The sequence below is a fragment of the Pseudonocardia thermophila genome (genome assembly GCF_900142365.1).
In the GTDB taxonomy this organism is placed as follows: Bacteria; Actinomycetota; Actinomycetes; order Mycobacteriales; family Pseudonocardiaceae; genus Pseudonocardia; species Pseudonocardia thermophila.
Map to the genome: position 1 here is coordinate 258,599 of NZ_FRAP01000001.1, position 17,197 is coordinate 275,795.

Genomic DNA, 17,197 nt, shown 5'->3' on the forward strand with positions numbered 1-17,197 from the left:
GCGGGACGCGGGGTGCTCGGGTGCGAGCCGGTACTCCACCGACGCCACGACGGCGCCGTGCTCGGCCGCGGCGGTCGCGAACGCGTCGATCCCGAGCCCCCGGTGGCTCATGACCACGCCGCCGCCGTGGACGTGGTAGATCGCCGGCCACGGCCCGGTCCCGGTGGTCGGGGTGAGCACCCGCAGGGTGATGGCCGGAGCCCCTCCGGGCCGCGACGGTCAGCCCGGACACCGGCACGCCGGGGAGACCGTCGGCCATCGCCGAGCGCAGGACGGGCAGCGTCTCGGGTCCGGGCGCCGGAAGCTCCAGCGCGTCGATCCACACAGCCAACTCGGTGTCGTACGGCGGGTGCGTGGAGCGGGCGGTCGTCTCTGCGGTCATCTGGGGACCCCTTCGTCCGGGAATCGTCGCCGCGAAGTGTCCGGTCAGGATGAACAGCCGGACCACCGCCGCGCGGCGGGACCGGGCCGCGCACGCCCCACCAGCTGGTCAGTCGGCGAGCCGGACCGCCACTTCCGTCCGCCACCGGCGCGGGTCGGGCTCGACGCGCGGATCGGTCAGGAACGTCTCCAGGCGGCAGCCCCACGCCTCGCCCCGCCGGTCGAACGCCCAGCCGCGATCCCGGGCGTGCGCCGCCATCCCGTCCGCCACCGCCACCAGCTCGTCCGGGTGCCCGGCGTGCACGACCACGAGGTAGCGCCCGGCCGGGAGCGTGCCGACCCGCATCTCCCCCGCTCGCGGAACGGGCTCGGTGACCGGCACCCCGGCCTCGACGACCAGCTCGTGCTCACCCGCGATGCGGTGGTAGCGCAGGAACGGCGCTCCCGCGGGCGGCACGCCGTGCGCGGTGAGGTGCGCGAACAGCTCCGGGATGCGATCGGCTGCCGCTGCCGTCCCGGTCCAGGTCACGGTGCGCACGACCCCGAGGTACGGCCGGGCGGCGCGGTACTCGACGACGGGCTGCTGCCCGTCTGCTGCGGGTGCCTCGAGCGGATCCACGTCCACTGAGACCGTCCCGCCCGCCCGAACTCATCGGCGCCGGGCGGGTCGGCCCGCTCAGCGCGCCGTCCCGTAGAGGCGGGCGATGTCCGGCGAGTCGAGCCATCCGGCGTACGTGGGACCCTGCGGCCACCCCGGTGGCGAGTCCTGCCACTGCTCGCGACGCCCGAACGGCAGCACGTCGAGGAGCCCGAACGTGTACGTCAGCTGCTCGACGCCCCGTCCGCTCGTGTGCCAGGTCCGGTACACGCGGTCGCCGTCGCGCAGGAGCACGTTGACCGAGAAACCACCGCCGGGCGGTGCGTCGACGTCGGCGCCGAACGCGCTGTCCGCCGTCGAGTACCAGGTCATCGTGTTGCCGACACGCCGGGCGTAGGCCAGCGCTTCGCCGATCGGGCCCGGGGTGACCACCACGAACCGCGCGTCGTAGTGGTCGAGGAAGTCGAGGCGGGTGAACGACGAGGTGAAGCTGGTGCAGCCGCCGCACTGCCACTCCTCGCCCGGGAACCACATGTGGTGGTACACGATGAGCTGCGTCCGTCCGTCGAACACGTCGACGAGCCGGACCGGTCCCTCCGCACCGACGAGCGTGTAGTCCGGCAACGCCACCATCGGCAGCCGGCGACGCTGCGCGGCGATCGCGTCGAGCTCGCGGGTGGCCGCCTTCTCCCGTTCGCGCAGCGCGGCCAGCTCCGCGCGCCAGGTCTCCCGATCGACGACGTCCGGTAGCACCATCGGCTGCTCCCTCCGCTCCGTGCGACCCGGCGCCGCGCATCGCGCGCGTCGTCGCGCCGCGGGGTGCGTCGATCCGACCACGTCCCGCTCCGCGCTGCCAGTGCTCGCGGTCAGCCGGGCTCCGCCGAGCCGAGCGCTGAGCGCAGCATCGCTCGCAGGTCCTGCTCGGCCGCCTGCTGCGCCCGCAGCCGCGCCAGCTCCGCCTGCGCGGCGGCCAGCTCGTCGCGGACGGCGGCGTGCGCGGCCGCGTCCTCCTCCGCCTGGACCCGCGCCGCCGCCAGCTCGTCGCGCAGCCGCGCGGCCGCCACCTCCGCGGTCTCCGCAGCGGCACGGGCCCTGTCCCGCTCGGTCCGCACCGTGTCGAGTTCTTCCCGGACGGCGGCGAGCTCGGCTGCGAGCGCGTCGAGCCGCTGCCGGGTCTCACGGTGCGCCTGCTGCTCGGTGACGCAGCGCTCGGCCGCGACGTCGGCGCGGGCCTGCGCGTCGGCCAGCGCCGCGGTCCGCTCAGCCAGCCGCTCCTCGGCCGCCGTGAGCTGGGCCGACAGCGCCTGCGCCCGCTCCTCCGCCACGGCCGCGGCGACCGCGGACTCCCCCGCTGCCCGCTCGGCCGCCTCCGCGCGGGCGGTCGCCCGCTCCTGCTCCGCCTTGGCCGTCGCGGTCTCCGCGCGTGCCGCGCCGAGGGCCTCCGTGGCGGCCAGCGCTTGGCTCGCCGCGGCGGCCGCGCGCTGCACCGCCTCGTCCCGCTCCTTCACGGCGGCCGCGGCGGTCGCCTCCGCCGCCTCGGTCCTCCGCCGCGCCTCCTGCACCGCACGCTCGCGGGCCTCCTCGGCGGCCACCCGCGCCCGCTCCGCCTCGGCCGCCTGCCGGTTGGCCTGCTCGGCGGCGTCCACGGCGTCGCGCTGAACCTCGTCGAGCCGGTCCAGCACCTGCGTCAGCGCCGTCGACAGCGCCGCGACCGGCTCCTGCACCGCGAGGACGTGCTCGCGCAGCCGTTCCGCGTCCAGCGCGTACGCGGCGCTGCCCCCGTCCAGCCCGAGCGCCTCCAGCGCCGTGCGCTCCGCCCGAGCCATCTGGGCGCACGTGCGGCCGCCCTCCCAGCGCCGGTCTTTGCAGAACCTCCGCGGCCGGCCGCCCTTGGTCCCCGGCGGGGGCAGCTCGGCCCGGCACCTCCCGTACGCGCAGCGCGCGACACCTTCAGCCACGATCAGTACGGTATCGCACAACCAAAACTCGTGTTTCGGTTTCATGATTGAAACCTCCGACCAACGAAACCTGCGTTTCGTTGGCAGCAGCGGCGTGGCGGCGCCGGAAACACGGACCCCGGTGCGACGATCACCGCCGTGATCACCGATGCGCTGGCCGTGCTCGAACCCCTGCCCCGCACCCCCGCGCCCCGCGCCGCATCGGACGGGAGCTGGCCGGGCGTCGACGATCCCGACGCCCTGCGCGAGCAGATCGCCGGCTGGCTCGCCCAGTACGCGAACCCCGGCACCCGACGCACCTACGCCCACGCGCTCGGCCTGCCTGTGACCTGGGCGGACGCCCTCGGTGGACGAGCGGCGCCGCAACCCGAGCCGCGGGCGGGGCACCGCCCACCGCCGGCAGGCAAGGGCCGGTTGCACGACCTGGCCTGGTTCCGCTGGTGCGCCGCCCGCGCCCTCGATCCGCGGACGGCCACGACCGCGCACGTGACGGCCTGGCTGCACGAGCTGGAGGCGCACGGCGCTGCGCGGCGCACCCGGCAGCGGATGCTCTCGACGCTCTCCGCGCTGTACGGCCACCTAGCGCTCACCGGAGTGGTGGCGGCCAACCCGGCGGCGCTGCACCGCGGGCGCCTCGGGCTGACCGGCGGCGCGCGCGACGCCTCCCCCACCGTCCGGCTGACCGCCGAGCAGCTCGCCGCCCTGCTGCGGGCCGCCCCGACCCTGCACTACGCGCGCGACCCGGCGCTCGACGCGCTGCTCGCCCGGCGCGCGACGGCCGTGGTCGCGCTGCTCACCCTCGGCCTGCGGATCTCCGAGCTGACCGGGCTCGACCGCAGCGACCGCTACCGCACCGGCGGCGAGGACGTGCTGCGGGTCGTCGGGAAGGGTGGCCGGCACCGCGAGGTCTACCTCACCGATCTCGCCCGCGAGGCGCTGGAGGACTACCTCGCCGAGCGCGACCGGTTCACCGGATCCGCGGTCCCCGCCGTGCGCGGCCGTACCGGCGCGGCGGACGAGCCGCTGATCGCGACCCGCACCGGCAACCGCTGCTCACGCACCGACCTCTACCGGCTGCTGCGCCGCATCGCCGCGGCCGCGGGCCCCGAGCTGGACGGCGTGGCCGACCGGGTGCATCCGCACGCGCTCCGGCACGCCTACGTCACGATCGCACTGGAGAACGGGATACCGATCCAGCACGTGCGCGCCGACGTCGGGCACGCCTCGATCGCCACCACCGAGCACTACGACCGCGGCCTGCGCACCCGCGCCACCACCGGTGCCGACGCAGTCGCCGCGGCCATCAGCGCGCGCTCGCAGTGACCACCGGCGCGGCCGGCCGCACCAACCCGATCGCCCCGACGGTCACCGCCGCCATGAGCACCGCGGCCCCGGTCAGCGTGGCCGGGCTGCCCAGGGCCTCCGTCGCCGCACCGGCCAGCGCCGGCGCGAGCGCCATCGGGATCGCCATCAGCAGCCCGGCAGCGGACTGGACCCGACCGCGCACCGCGTCGTCGACGAGGACCAGCTGCCGGCTGGTGACGACCGCGTCCCACACCGGCTGCGCCAGCAGCACCGCCCCGTAGGCCGCGGCGACCGCCGCCGGCCCGCCCCCGACGACGAGCGCGGCGACACCCACGGCCGTCACCGCCGGCGCCCCGATCAGCAACACCCGCTCGCCGCAGCGGCGCAGCAGCCGCGGCGTGGCCAGCGCACCGATCAACGCGCAGGCGCTCCCGGTGGCCAGCACGATCCCCGTCACCGGCGACGGTGTGCCGCTGCGGGCGAGCAGCACCACCACGCTGAACCCGGTCGCACCGACGACCAGCGCCCCGGCCGCGGACAGCAGCGCGGAGCCGCGCACGAACCGCTGCGCCCAGAACACCGCGAGCCCGGCGCGCACGTCCGCCAGGCAGTCGGCGAGCCGCCCGGCGGTGCGGTCCTCGGGCGAGAGCGGGGTCCGGATCGCGGCCGTGGCGACCGCCGCGACCACGTACGACGCGGTGTCGAGCAGGAACGGCAGCCACGGCGCCACCGCGAACAGCGCCCCGGCCAGCAGCGATCCGGCCAGGCCCGCCCCGTACGCCCTGGCCTGCATGACCGCGACGGCCGACGCCGTCCCCTCCGCCCCCACGACGGAGGGCACCGCGGCCAGCTCGACGGGCAGCCGCACCGCCCAGCACACCCCGAGCACCGTCGCGGCGGCGAACACCGCGACCGCCGAGAACGTGTCCGTGGCCGTCATGAGCAGGAACGCGCCGGCCGCGGTGGCCGCCGCCAGGTCCGTCGTGACGAGCACCCGTCGCCGGTCCAGCGCGTCGGCCAGCCAGCCGGCCGGCAACTGCGCGCAGGCGAACCCGATGAGCGTGAGCATCGCGGCGAGCCCGAGCACCGCTGGGGTGCTCTCCTGCAGCACCCACAGCATGTACGCCACGCCGTACGTCCGGCTGCCCAGCTGCGAGACCGCTTGCCCCGTCCACAGCAGGACGAAGTCCCGCCGCTTCACGGGGCCACCCCCAGCGCGGTCACCGCGAGCACCGGCTCGGCGACCGGGTCGCAGCCGAGCAGCTCCTCCAGCGCCTCGTCGGACACCGCGGTCGCCGTGACCGCACCCAGCCCCATCGCGCTCGCCGTGAGCAGCACGGTCTGGCTGACGTGGCCGAGCCCGATCAACAGGTCGCGGTACGCGCGGCGGCTCTCGTAGCGCCACTGCAGCCGCTCGATCACCGCGGTGTAGATCACCAACGCGGGCGCCTCGGCGAGCCAGGGCTGCCCGCCCACCGCGGCGGCGAGCTGCGCCGGGGCCAGGACCGGACCGATCGCCTCGAGCCCGCAGCGGGCCGGCGAGAAGTGGTGGACCCCGGGCTCCAGGCCTGCCACGTCCCGGGCGTGGACGTACAGCTCCACCGGGTCACGGGCCCCGGCTGACGGGCTGGTCTTGTACGTCGACGGCCCGGTCGCGGGGTCATCGACGATGTCGATGATCCCGCCGGCGACCTGCAGCACCGCGCCCAGGTCGGCGAGCGGCAGCGGCTTCGGCGCGAACGCGCGCACGGAACGGCGACCGTAGGCGGCGTCGAGGAAGCGTGCCCGCGGCCAGCCCGTGTCGTCCGGCCGAGCCGTCGGGACGGGGGTCAGCTGGGTGCCCGGGTAGGTCTTCACCGGTTCCGGGGGCGGTTCGACGGCGGCCTTGGCGACCATGCGGGCACGGTCGGCGGCGCGGGCGAGGAAGTGCGCCGTGCGCGGGGTCCGCGCTCCGAAGTGCAGGTAGCGGGCCGCAGGGCCCCACCTGCGCCAGCGGTCGAGCACCCGCTCCTCGGCGGCGTGCTCGGGCGATCCCTCGGCCACGAGCAGCCCGGCCTCGAGCAGGTGCTCCGCGAGCGGCAGCAGATCACCGTCGGGATGCGCGGACAGCTCGTCCGGGGTCCGCCAGCGGGCGCAGAACCGCAGCACCTCCTCGCTCGCCGGGGTGATCGCGAACTGCTGCCGGGTCAAGTAGCCGTCCCAGACGAGCCGGCCGCCGTCGAAGTGCAGGGCGGCGCACTCAGCGACCTTCAGCCGTCCCTGGCCGGTCACGCCGCCAGCCCCGCCCGGTAGGCCGCGGTCAGCTCGGCCACCACGGCGTCGGTCACCACCCGCGTCGACGTCGCGCGTTCCAGCCACAGCCAGTCGCAGGCCGCGTTCGCTTCGAGGAACACCGGCCCGTCCGGGGTGTCGAGCAGGTCGAACGCGACGACGTCGAGCTGCCAGCGGTGCACCAGCTCGGTCAGGGGGCCACGGATCGCGGCCGGCGTGTCGATCAGGCGGACCGGCACCAGCTCCGCGGCGACGAACGGAGCGGAGGCGGCGTGCGGGGCGGAGGCGAACGTGTGGAACCGGCCGCCGACGACGTAGACGCGCCACTCCGCGCGGGCGGCCACCGCCTCCTGGACGATCACCGGGGCGCCTTCGGCTCCCGGCTCGCGGGCGAGTTCGGCGCGGCCGATCGTGCGGGCGAACACCCCGTCGAGCACGCCCGGCGCGGACTCGACGTAGTGGTCGCCGAGGCTCTTGACGATCACCGGGCCGGCACCGGGCAGCGCCGCGGCTGCGGCGGCGGGTGTGCTGGTCACGACGGTGGCGGGCACGCGCAGGCCGGCATCGGCCGCGACGTCGAGCTGGGTGATCCGGCCGGGCACCCCGGCGCGGTTCACCACCCGCGCGCCGCGCAGCCCGATGAGCAGGTCGCGCCAGCCCGCCCACTGTCCGCGCAGGTAACCGGCGAGCCGGGGATCCGCTGCGTCGGCCGGGATCGACGCCGGGGTGAAGTACCGCGACCACACCACGAGCGGTCGCGTCCGCACCCCGGCCACGTCGAGCGCGGCGCCGAGCTCGTAGGTGACGCCGGTGCCGGGCGCGCGGTCGCAGTCGAAGCGCACCAGCGGCACGCCCGCGGCGGCCAGGTGCACCGAGAGCGCGTCGGCCTCGCGGTCGGCGGCGCGGGTCAGGAGCACGACGCACGGGGTGGGGCCGTCGCCGTGATCGGTCTCGGGACGCCCGACGCGCTGTTGGAAGTCACACGATCGGCGCGGCGAGCGAGTGCGGAACCGCGGGCCGCGCAGCAGCAGCGGCGGGGTCGGGGCGAGCGGGCGTCGCGGGGTCGGCGACGGCGGAAGTGCGTTGCCGTGTTCGCGCAGCAACGCGGGCAGCAGCGGCTGCATGACCGGACCTCCGGGCCTGGAGCGGGAAGCATCGAGCAGGACGGAGGCCCGTGGCCGCGGGACCACCTCCGCGGCCACGGGCCTCCAGGTCAGCCGCCGTGGCAGCTCTTGCAGATCATCAGTGCCTGGGCGTAGTCGTTGACGTAGCCCTCGAAGGCGGCGTCTTCCAGCACGGCGAAGCGCTCCAGCGCCGCTGTGTCGTCGGCGCCGAGCTCGATCGCGGCCTGCGCCAGCTCCTGGATGCTCATCCGATCACCTCTGTCTCTGCGTCGACCCGGCCCCTGTGGCCGGGCGTGCGTCCAGAGTGGTCATCGGCGGGTGCCCGCGGACAGCGCGGAGACGCCAGACCTGCGCTGCGTTCCGGGAAGGAATACCTTGCCGAACGGTCAGGCCGGCCGGCGGCGGACCGGCTCGCAGCACCGCTCCGCGCAGAGGGCGCCGTCGACCGTGCAGCCGCCGCTGGGCAACACCGAGAGCCGCCGCGCGGGGACGTCGTGGCGCAGCTCGTCGACCAGCTCGACGACCAGGTCGGCGAACCGCGGATCGGGGCCGGCCGTGGCCGCCCGAGCGAAGCCCATGCCCAGTTCGGCGGCGCGGTCGCGGGCCTCGCGGTCGAGGTCCCACACGACCTCGACGTGGTCGGAGACGAACCCGATCGGGCAGATCACGATCCCGGGCACACCGCCTGCGTGCAGCGCGTCGATGTGGTCGACGATGTCCGGCTCCAGCCACGGCACCTGCGGCGGTCCCGAGCGGGACTGCCACACGACGTCGTGCTCCACCCCACCGAGCTCGGCGGCGACCAGCCGCGCGGCCTCCTTGACCTGGCGCGAGTAGCGGCGCCCGCCCTCCTCGGGCGGTCCGGCCGCGCGGTCGGCCGCCTCCGGCACCGAGTGCGCGGTGAACACCAGCCGGGCCCCCGGGCCCGCCTCGGCGGCCACCGCACGCACCGCGTCGGCGTTGGCGGCGACGAACAGCGGGTGGTCGAAGAAGTGCCGCAGCTTGATCAGCTCTGGGGCACCGTCCCCGGCGGCGGCGCGGGCGCGCGCGATGTCCTCGGCGTACTGGCGGCAGGCCGAGTAGCCGCCGTACGCGCTGGTGGCGAACACGGCCGCGCGCCGGATCCCGGCCCGGGCCATGTCGGCGACGGTGTCCTCCACCATCGGGTGCCAGTTGCGGTTGCCGAAGAACACCGGCACGTCGATGCGCTCCTCGATCGCCGCGATCAGCTCGCGGTTGCGCGCGTTGAGGGGGCTGACCCCGCCGAAGTGCGCGTAGTGCTCCTCGACGGCGGCCAGCCGCTCCGGTGGGATGCCGCGGCCGCGCGTGACGTTCTCCAGGAACGGGCGGACGTCGGCCGGGCCTTCCGGTCCGCCGAACGAGAGCACGAGCAGGGCGTCGATCGACAGTGCCACCTGGCGATCCTCCCAGGACCGCGGGCAGACTGCCGCCGTGCCCCGCGCGACCGAACAGGACGTCCACGACCTGGCCGGAGGTCTGCCGCACGTCACCGTGATCACCGGGACCGCCGGCAACCGCATCTACCAGGTGGGCGGGAAGTCGTTCGTGTTCTTCCGCACCCCGCGCCCGGACGCCGTCGATCCCGCCACCAGCGAGCGCTACGCCGACGTGATCGTGATCTGGGTGCCCGACGAGCAGGACAAGTTCGCCCTGGTGCAGGACCCGGACCTGCCGTTCTTCACCACGCCGCACTTCGACGGGCACCCGTCGGTGCTGGTGCGGGCGTCCCGGCTCGGCGAGCTGACGCGGGCGCAGCTCGCCGAGGTGATCGAGGACGCGTGGCTCTCGCGGGCGTCGAAGCGGCGGGCCCAGCAGTACCTGGCGAGCCGCTCCTAGGCCGTCGCCTCCGGCGTGGCGACACCGATCGCGTGGAACCCGCCGTCGGCCCAGATCATCGAGCCGGTGGTGGCGGGCATCCAGTCGGAGAGCATCGCGCAGACGGTCTTCGCGACCGGGACCGGGTCGTTGACGTCCCAGCCGAGCGGGGCGCGCCCGTCCCAGGCGTCCTCGAAGGCGGCGAACCCGGGGATCGACTTCGCGGCCATCGTGCGCACCGGCCCCGCCGCGCAGAGGTTCACCCGGATCCCCTTCGGGCCCAGGTCGCGGGCGAGGTAGCGGGTGACCGACTCCAGCGCCGACTTCGCCACGCCCATCCAGTCGTAGGCGGGCCAGGCCTGGCGGTTGTCGAAGTCCATGCCGACGATCGAGCTGCCCGGCCCGAGCAGCGGCAGCACCGCCGTGGCCAGGGACTTCAGCGAGTAGGCGCTGACGTGGATGGTCTGCGCGACGTCCTCCCACGGCGCGTTCAGGAACGCGCCCTCACCCAGGCAGGACGCCGGCGCGAAGCCGATCGAGTGCAGCACCCCGTCGAGGCGGGGCTCGTCGCCGAGGTGCGGGGTGATCCGTTCGACGAGCGAGTCCAGGTGCTCCTGGTTCGTGACGTCCAGCTCGACCACCGGAGCGGGCTGGGGCAGCCGCTGCGCGATCCGCTCCACCAGCCGCAACCGGCCGTAGCCGGTGAGCACGACCTGCGCCCCCTGTTCCTGCGCGATCTTCGCGACGTGGAAGGCGAGGGAGGCGTCGGTGATCACGCCGGTCACGAGCAGGCGCTTGCCGTCGAGGAGACCCATGGCGCTCACCCTATGGGTGAGCGGCTGCAGCGAGAACGCACCCCGCCACGGATCACGCTGCCCGGTTCAGTGGCCCATCCCGAGCCCGCCGTCCACCGGGATCACGGCGCCGGTGATGTACGCGGCGGCGGGCGAGGCCAGGAACGTCACGACGCCGGCGATCTCCTCGACCTCGGCGTAGCGGCCCAGCGGCACCGCGGAGACGATCTCCTTGCGCCGCTCATCGGGCAGCGCGCGGGTCATGTCGGTGTCGACGAACCCCGGTGCGACGACGTTCGCGGTGATGCCCCGCGAGCCCAGCTCGCGGGCGATGGAGCGGGCCAGGCCGACCAGGCCGGCCTTGGACGCGGCGTAGTTCACCTGCCCCGCGGAGCCGAGCAGCCCGACGACCGACGAGATGAAGATCATCCGGCCGCTGCGGGCCTTCAGCATGCCGCGGGTGGCCCGCTTGGCCACCCGGTAGGCGCCGCTGAGGTTGGCGTCGACGACGCGGGTGAACGACTCCTCGCTCATCCGCATCAGCAGGGTGTCGTCGGTGATGCCGGCGTTGGAGACCAGCACCTCGACCGGCCCGTGCTCCTCCTCCACGGTCGTGAACGCGCGGTCGACGGCGTCGGCGTCGGTGACGTCGCACTGCACCGGCAGGAACTCCGCGGGAAGTCCCTCGGCCGAGCCGCGGTGGGTCACCGCGACCTTGTCCCCCTGGGCGGCGAACGCCTTGGCGATCGCCAGGCCGATCCCCCGGTTGCCGCCCGTCACCAGCACGCTGCGCCCAGATGCGCCCTCTGCAGTCACGGTCGATCACCCTAGGGCAGCTCGACCGCTCGCCGCCGATTGACATCAGTGATGTCATTTCAGCATCATTGATGTCATGCCGGTCGATGCGGGTGAGCTGTACGTGGTCCTGCGCCGCGTGCGGCCGCTGCACCTGCTCTCCGCCCGCGCCGTCACCGCTGCGCTGGCCGGTGAGCAGGTCACGATGGGCGTCCGTGCCCTGCTGGAGGCCCTGCTCGACACCGGACCGGCTCCGGTGCCGGCGATCGCGCGCACGCTCTCGCTGCCGCGGCAGGTGATCCAGCGGCTCGTCGACCAGGCCCGTGGGCTCGGTCTCGTCACCACCGCGCCGAACCCGGCTCACCGGCGCTCGCCGCTCGTCGTCCTCACCGACGAGGGCCGCGCTGCGTTCGACCGCATCCACGACGCCGAGCTGCGCGCGCTCGGCCCGATCGCCGCCGGTCTCGATCCCGGCGACGTCGCAGCCGCCGTGCGCGTGCTCGACGCGCTCGTCACCGGGATCGGCCGGATCACCGCCGACGCCCCGCCCGTCCCGATCGAGGAGGCGCCATGACGACCACGCTTACCGCCGGCACCGTCGCCGTCGACGGCGGCCACATCGCCTACGACCGGGCCGGTACCGGCCCGGCGGCGGTGTTCCTGCACGGCGGAGCCCTGGACCGGCGCATGTGGGATCCGCAGCTGGGGTTCACCGACCGGTGGACGGTCGTGCGCATCGACGCCCGCGGGCACGGCGACTCCAGCACACCGCGGGCACCGTTCCGCCACTACGCCGACGTCGTCGCCGTGCTGGAGGCGCTCGATCTCGGACCGGCGGTGCTCGTGGGCCTGTCGATGGGCGGGGCGACCGCGCTCGACGTGGCGATCACCCGGCCCGATCTGGTCCGGGCCGTCGTGGCGTGCGGGGCCGGGGCGAGCAGCGCGGGAGCCGCGGACCTGTTCCGCGACCCGTGGACGCTGGCCCGGCTCGGCGAGCTCGCGCACGCCGCGGCCACCCGCGACGCCGAGCGGTGGACCGAGGCGTTTTTGCAGGTCGGCCTCGTCGGACCGTACCGAGCGGTGACCGACGTGGATCCCGCGGTGCTGGCCGGCTGCCGGGCGATGATCGCGCACACGCTGGCCGCGCACGTCGTGCACGGCGGCCCGCCGCCGCAGTCGCTGCCCGACGCCGCCGCCCGCGCCGCGGAGATCGCGGTGCCGGTGCTGGCCGTGACCGGTGCGCTCGACTCGCCGGACCACGTCCGCATGTCCCGCGAGCTGGCCGAGACCGTCCCCGACGGGCGACTCGCCGTGGTCGAGCGGGCCGCGCACCTGCCCAACATGGAGGAACCCGCGCTGTTCGACGCCCAAGTGCGGCGGTTCCTCGAGGCGCTGTAGCTCTCTCCGGGGGGTCATGCGTCGAGAACGGACCTGCGGTGATCGAACGCCCGGTTGATCACCACGGGTTCGTTCTCGACGCAGGGAGGTCAGGGCAGGCGGCGGCCCATCGCGATCCCCGCGCCGACCCCGGCCACCATCAGCAGGGCCGCGGCCACCAGCCAGGGCCGGCTGACGTCCACCCGCCGGATCTCGTAGCCGATCTGCTCCCCCAGCTCCGCGTACACCTGCCGCAGCTCGGCCTCCGACGCCGCAGTGAAGAACTGCCCGCCGGACAGCTCCGCGATCCGGCGCATGGCCGCGTCGTCGACGCTCACCGGGGTGCGCTCGCCCGGGTTGATCTCGATCGTCCCGTACGCCGTGCCGAACGAGATCGTCGAGATCGGCACCTTCTGCTCGGCCGCCGCCCGGGCCGCGGTGAACGAGCCGCGGGGCAGCTCCTCCGGCCGGTCCCCGCCGGGCAGGGTCTGCGCACCATCGCTCATCAGCACGATCCGGGCCGGCGGCGGCCCCTCGTCGGACGAGGCCGCGACCGACTGGGAGAACGAGTCGATCGACTGCAGCGCCGCGAAGATCGCCTCGCCGGTGGCGGTGGCCTCGGACAGCCGCAGGTTGTCGATGGCCCGCTTCACCGGGGCCCGATCGACGGTGGGCGAGACCAGCACCGCGGCCGTACCGGCGAACGACACGAGGCCGAGGTTCACCCCGGGGGTGAGCTGATCGGCGAACGCCTTGGCCGCCGCCTGCGCGGCGGCGAGCCGGCTGGGTTGCACGTCGGTGGCCTTCATCGACAGCGACACGTCGATGACGAGCACGACCGTGGCCCGGTTGCGCGGCACCTTCGCCTCGGCCTGCGGCCCGGCCAGCGCGACCGTCAGCACCGCGAGCGAGGCCAGCAGCGCCACCGCGGGCACGTGCCGCCACCAGCCCGGCCGGTTCGGCGCGATCCTGTCCAGCAGCTCCAGGTTGGTGAACGCCACCGTGTCGCGGCGCCGCCGGCGCAGCAGCCACCCGTACCCGGCGGCCAGCCCGACCACGACGAGGAGCAGCAGCAACCACCACGGGTAGGCGAACACACCGGCCACGGCTACCGCCCGCCTCCCGACCACATCCGCTTGCGCGCCAGCGCGAACCGCACGATGTCGGCGACCCAGTCCGAGTCCGTCCGCAGGGTCAGGTGCCCGGCTCCGCAGCGGCGCAGGGTGCGCGCCACCGCCTCCCGGTGCTCGGCCGCCGCGGCGGCGAACTCGCGGCGCAGCAGCGGCGTCGTCTCCACCTCCCGCTGGCGGCCGGTCTCAGGGTCGGCCAGCACGACGGTGCCGACGTCGGGCAGGTCCAGCTCGCGCGGGTCGAGCACCTCCACGGCCAGCAGCTCGTGCCGCGTCGAGAGCGCCTTCAACGGCCGCTCCCACGTCGGCTCGCCGAGGAAGTCGGAGATCACGACGGCGAGCCCGCGGCGGCGGGGCGGGCGGCGCAGCTGCTCGATCGCGGCTGCCAAGTCGCCGCGGTTGCCGGGCTTCGCCCGCGGGGTCTCGGCGACCCGACGGATGAGGGTGTGCGCGTGCGCGACGCCGCCGCGGGCCGGGATGCGCACGGTCTGCTCCCCCGTCGCGACGACGGCGCCGATGCGGTTGCCCCCGCCCCGGGTGAGGTGGGTGATCGCCGCCAGCGCGGCGATGGCGAGATCGCGCTTCTCGCACGCGGCCGTGCCGAAGTCGAGGCTGGCCGACAGGTCCATCACGACCCACGTCTCCAGTTCCCGGTCGGCCACGGTCTCGCGGACGTGCGGCTCGGTCGTGCGGGCGGTGACCGCCCAGTCCATCCGGCGGACGTCGTCGCCGGGCTGGTAGGCGCGGGCGTCCCCGGGTTCGCTGCCCGGTCCGGGGACCAGCCCGAGGTGGTTGCCCTGCAGCAGGCCGTCGAGCCGGCCGCGCACGGTGAGCTCGAGCGAGCGCAGGGCCGCGTCCATCCGTCCGTCGCGGAAGGACGGCGGGCTCGTCGGGGGCCGGCGCCTGCCCGGTGGCGCGCCGGTGGGCGGTGCGGGTGCCGTCACGGCGTCGCGCCCACCCCGGTGTACTGGGCGGCCCCGCCCTGTGGCCGCGCGCTGACCTGCGGCAGCGGCACCGCACCGAGGACCCGGCCGATGATGTGGTCGATCGGCACTCCGTCGGCGATCGCGTCGTAGGACAGCACCAACCGGTGCCGCAGCACGTCCGGGGCGACGTCGAGGACGTCCTGCGGGAGCACGTAGTCACGGCCGCGGATCAGCGCGAGCGCCCGCGCCGCGGCGACGATGCCCAGCGTGGCGCGCGGCGAGGCGCCGTAGGAGACCCAGCCGGCGACGTCGGAGAGCCCGTGCTCGCTCGGGGTGCGGGTGGCGACGACGAGCCGCACGACGTAGTCGACGAGCGCGTGGTGGACGAACACCCGCGAGGCTACGCCCTGCAGACGGACCAGCTCCTCGGGATCGATCACCTGCTGGGCCTCGGGCGGGGTCGCCCCCATGCGGTAGACGATCTCCCGCTCCTCCTCGATGTTGGGGTACTCGACCACGATCTTGAACAGGAAGCGGTCGCGCTGCGCCTCCGGCAGCGGGTAGACGCCCTCGTTCTCGATCGGGTTCTGGGTGGCGAGCACGAGGAACGGCGAGGGCATCGGGAAGGTCTGACCGCCGATCGACAGGTGCCGCTCGGCCATCACCTCCAGCAGCGCCGACTGCACCTTCGCGGGCGCGCGGTTGATCTCGTCGGCGAGCACGAAGTTCGCCACCACCGGGCCCAGCTCGACGTCGAACTCCTCGCGGCCCTGCCGGTAGATGCGGGTGCCGAGGATGTCGGCGGGCACCAGGTCGGGGGTGAACTGCAGGCGCGCGAACGTGCCGCCGACGACCTTCGCGACCGTCTCCACGGCCAGGGTCTTCGCGACACCGGGCACGCCCTCCAGCAGCAGGTGCCCCTTGGCCAGCAGGCCGACGAGCATCCGCTCGACGAGCCGGTCCTGCCCGACGATGACGCGCTTGATCTCGAAGACGATCCGCTCGAGCCTCTCGCCCTCCCGGGCGGGGGCGGGCACGGAATCCGGCGCACTGCTCACGGAACCATTTCACCGCGGCGGGGGTGTGACGCCCGTGAGGCCCGGTGCGAGCGGGCATCGCGGAGGCGCGCAGCGCCCGCGGAGGGGGCGCGAGCACCGCAGAGCACCTCGGCGACGGGCGGCCGCGAGCCCTCGACGGGCGGCGGAGGCGCGCGGAGCAGATCCGGCTTCAGAGGACGCGCGTCGCCACCGGGAGCAGGCCCTTGGTCCGCACCTTCGTCACGCGCACGCTCGCCCCCGTGTACGGCGCCTCGATCATCTTCCCGTTGCCGATGTAGAGGGCGACGTGGTGGATCGGCTTGCCGGGGTCGGCCCAGAACAGCATGTCGCCGGGCCGGATCTCGGAGATCGGGACGTGCTTGCCGGCGTGGAACTGGTTGCGGCTGACCCTCGGCAGCTTCACGCCGACTCCGTTGAACGCGTAGAGCATCAGGCCGGAGCAGTCGAACCCGATGCGGTCGAGCGGTGACCCGAGCCCGTCGGGGATGCCGGTCGTGGGGCCGCGGCCGTTCCCGCCACCCCACACGTACGGCACGCCGATCTGCGACATCGCCCGGTCGATCACCCGTCGGATCGCCTCCGAGCCGCGGGCGGGGGTGGATCCGGCGGCCGCGACCCGGCCGGCCGCGGCGGCGCGTTCGGCCTCCTGGGCCCGCGCCTGGGCGACCGCCTGCTCCTCCTGCCACCGCTGGAACCGCTCCCGCTGTTCGCGCAGACCGGCGTCGGCGGCGATCGCGGCGTCCAGCCGGGCCTGCAGCTCGGCCCGCTGCGCGGCGATCTCGTCCAGCTGCCGGCGGTGCTCGCGCGCGGCGGCGTCGGCGGTCGCGAGGGCGTCATCGGCGACGCTCTTCGCGGCCGCCGCCTCCTCCTCGCGCTCGCGGGCGTCCTCCAGCGCGGCCCGGGCCGCGGAGTCCGCGTTCGCCTTGGCGATGCGCGCCTTCTCCAGCGACTCCTGGACCGACTTCTGCTGCTCAGCGATCAGGTTGGCGTACGCGGCGCGGTCGACGAGGTCGTCGGGTCCGGTCGCGGCGGAGAGCAGCCCGAGCGGCCCGAGATCGGGGCCCTGCTCGTAGAGGGACGCGATGAGGTCGTCGAGCCGCGCCCGGGCGGCGTCGATGGCGGCGGTCGCGGCCTCGGTCTCCGCACGGGCGAGCTCGGCCTTGCGCGCGGCCGTCGCGGCTGCTTCTTGGGCCGCGGCCAGCTCGACGAGCGCCGCCTCGGCGTCCTCGCGGCGCATCGCCAGCTGGACCTGCAGCTCATCGGTCCGCTCGTCGAGCTCGGCCAGCTGGGCGGTCAGCCTGCCCACCTCGGCCGACCGGGCCGTGACGGCGTCCCGGCTCGCGGCCAGCTCCTGGTCGGACGGGTTGGGTGGCGGCGTCGGTGACGGCGGATCCGCCGCGGCGACCGGCGCTCCCGCCAGCAGCAGGAACGCCACCAGGACGGCCGCCAGCGGCGCGGCGGCAGCTCTGCAGAGCGCCCGCACCGAACCTCCTGTCGCCCGTCGAGCCCAAGATCGCGGGCAGCGTGCCATCAGCGGGGCCCGGCGGCGGGTACGACGCGCGGAGGCCGCGCCAAGATCGTTCGGTCGGGGTATTCCGCAGCCACCCAACGGCGCACTCGAGGGAGCCGGGAACGTGATCGACC

18 protein-coding genes and 1 pseudogene are annotated in these 17,197 nt (G+C 75.1%); 4 read left to right on the forward strand and 15 right to left on the reverse strand.

Going from position 1 to position 17,197, the window contains the following annotated elements; all coding sequences use genetic code 11:
- Window positions 1–60 precede the first annotated feature (60 nt).
- The 4 genes and pseudogenes from BUE41_RS32775 to BUE41_RS29415 form a co-directional block, all read right to left on the reverse strand.
- A pseudogene (locus BUE41_RS32775) lies at window positions 61–111 on the reverse strand (hypothetical protein); the annotation flags it as partial.
- A 379-nt stretch (window positions 112–490) separates the two neighbouring features.
- Window positions 491–1,000 (reverse strand): GyrI-like domain-containing protein, encoded by a 510-nt coding sequence (locus tag BUE41_RS01295; RefSeq protein ID WP_073455134.1) that lies wholly within the window; start codon window positions 998–1,000, stop codon window positions 491–493.
- Between the two features lie 57 nt (window positions 1,001–1,057).
- On the reverse strand, window positions 1,058–1,735 hold the full coding sequence (locus BUE41_RS01300; RefSeq protein WP_073454945.1) for a DUF899 domain-containing protein: 678 nt from the start codon (window positions 1,733–1,735) through the stop codon (window positions 1,058–1,060).
- Window positions 1,736–1,845: 110 nt separating this feature from the next.
- Window positions 1,846–2,937, reverse strand: coding sequence for a response regulator receiver protein (locus BUE41_RS29415; protein ID WP_143171903.1), 1,092 nt, complete (start codon window positions 2,935–2,937; stop codon window positions 1,846–1,848).
- A gap of 138 nt (window positions 2,938–3,075) precedes the next feature.
- Between BUE41_RS29415 and BUE41_RS01310 the strand changes: the two genes are divergently transcribed.
- Window positions 3,076–4,260, forward strand: a complete 1,185-nt coding sequence (locus tag BUE41_RS01310; RefSeq protein ID WP_234996869.1) for a tyrosine-type recombinase/integrase — start codon at window positions 3,076–3,078, stop codon at window positions 4,258–4,260.
- Here BUE41_RS01310 and BUE41_RS01315 read toward each other — a convergent pair.
- The 5 genes from BUE41_RS01315 to BUE41_RS01330 form a co-directional block, all read right to left on the reverse strand.
- Window positions 4,241–5,443: an MFS transporter gene (locus BUE41_RS01315; protein ID WP_073454946.1), complete on the reverse strand. Its 1,203-nt coding sequence runs from the start codon at window positions 5,441–5,443 to the stop codon at window positions 4,241–4,243. The two genes, BUE41_RS01310 and BUE41_RS01315, sit on opposite strands and share 20 nt — an antisense overlap.
- Window positions 5,440–6,513, reverse strand: a complete 1,074-nt coding sequence (locus tag BUE41_RS01320; RefSeq protein ID WP_073454947.1) for a SagB/ThcOx family dehydrogenase — start codon at window positions 6,511–6,513, stop codon at window positions 5,440–5,442. Before BUE41_RS01320 ends, BUE41_RS01315 begins: the two co-directional genes overlap by 4 nt.
- On the reverse strand, window positions 6,510–7,637 hold the full coding sequence (locus tag BUE41_RS01325; protein WP_084754145.1) for an MvdC/MvdD family ATP grasp protein: 1,128 nt from the start codon (window positions 7,635–7,637) through the stop codon (window positions 6,510–6,512). Before BUE41_RS01325 ends, BUE41_RS01320 begins: the two co-directional genes overlap by 4 nt.
- A gap of 89 nt (window positions 7,638–7,726) precedes the next feature.
- Window positions 7,727–7,885 carry a hypothetical protein gene (locus BUE41_RS30615; protein ID WP_159444836.1) on the reverse strand — a complete coding sequence of 53 codons (159 nt, stop codon included), beginning with the start codon at window positions 7,883–7,885 and terminating at the stop codon, window positions 7,727–7,729.
- Window positions 7,886–8,023: 138 nt separating this feature from the next.
- Window positions 8,024–9,046: a ferrochelatase gene (locus BUE41_RS01330; protein ID WP_073455138.1), complete on the reverse strand. Its 1,023-nt coding sequence runs from the start codon at window positions 9,044–9,046 to the stop codon at window positions 8,024–8,026.
- 43 nt (window positions 9,047–9,089) lie between these two features.
- Between BUE41_RS01330 and BUE41_RS01335 the strand changes: the two genes are divergently transcribed.
- Window positions 9,090–9,494 carry an MmcQ/YjbR family DNA-binding protein gene (locus BUE41_RS01335; protein ID WP_073454948.1) on the forward strand — a complete coding sequence of 135 codons (405 nt, stop codon included), beginning with the start codon at window positions 9,090–9,092 and terminating at the stop codon, window positions 9,492–9,494.
- Here BUE41_RS01335 and fabI read toward each other — a convergent pair.
- Both fabI and fabG read right to left on the reverse strand, forming a co-directional pair.
- Window positions 9,491–10,288 carry an enoyl-ACP reductase FabI gene (fabI, locus tag BUE41_RS01340; protein WP_073454949.1) on the reverse strand — a complete coding sequence of 266 codons (798 nt, stop codon included), beginning with the start codon at window positions 10,286–10,288 and terminating at the stop codon, window positions 9,491–9,493. The genes BUE41_RS01335 and fabI overlap by 4 nt on opposite strands.
- Before the next feature lie 66 nt (window positions 10,289–10,354).
- A complete protein-coding gene (fabG, locus tag BUE41_RS01345; RefSeq protein ID WP_073454950.1) occupies window positions 10,355–11,083 on the reverse strand; it encodes a 3-oxoacyl-[acyl-carrier-protein] reductase in 729 nt (242 codons plus the stop codon).
- A 76-nt stretch (window positions 11,084–11,159) separates the two neighbouring features.
- Between fabG and BUE41_RS01350 the strand changes: the two genes are divergently transcribed.
- Window positions 11,160–11,636, forward strand: a complete 477-nt coding sequence (locus tag BUE41_RS01350; protein WP_073454951.1) for a MarR family winged helix-turn-helix transcriptional regulator — start codon at window positions 11,160–11,162, stop codon at window positions 11,634–11,636.
- Window positions 11,633–12,460 carry an alpha/beta fold hydrolase gene (locus BUE41_RS01355; protein ID WP_073454952.1) on the forward strand — a complete coding sequence of 276 codons (828 nt, stop codon included), beginning with the start codon at window positions 11,633–11,635 and terminating at the stop codon, window positions 12,458–12,460. The genes BUE41_RS01350 and BUE41_RS01355 overlap by 4 nt, the downstream gene beginning before the upstream one ends.
- 89 nt (window positions 12,461–12,549) lie before the next feature.
- Here the strand turns inward: BUE41_RS01355 and BUE41_RS01360 are convergent, their stop codons facing one another.
- From BUE41_RS01360 to BUE41_RS01375, 4 genes are all read right to left on the reverse strand, one after another.
- Window positions 12,550–13,545: a VWA domain-containing protein gene (locus BUE41_RS01360; protein ID WP_234996870.1), complete on the reverse strand. Its 996-nt coding sequence runs from the start codon at window positions 13,543–13,545 to the stop codon at window positions 12,550–12,552.
- Window positions 13,546–13,547: 2 nt separating this feature from the next.
- Complete coding sequence (locus tag BUE41_RS01365) at window positions 13,548–14,429, reverse strand: DUF58 domain-containing protein (protein ID WP_084754147.1); 882 nt, start codon at window positions 14,427–14,429, stop codon at window positions 13,548–13,550.
- Between the two features lie 80 nt (window positions 14,430–14,509).
- Complete coding sequence (locus BUE41_RS01370) at window positions 14,510–15,553, reverse strand: AAA family ATPase (protein ID WP_143171904.1); 1,044 nt, start codon at window positions 15,551–15,553, stop codon at window positions 14,510–14,512.
- 169 nt (window positions 15,554–15,722) lie between these two features.
- Window positions 15,723–17,036 (reverse strand): C40 family peptidase, encoded by a 1,314-nt coding sequence (locus BUE41_RS01375; protein ID WP_073454956.1) that lies wholly within the window; start codon window positions 17,034–17,036, stop codon window positions 15,723–15,725.
- Window positions 17,037–17,197: the final 161 nt, after the last annotated feature.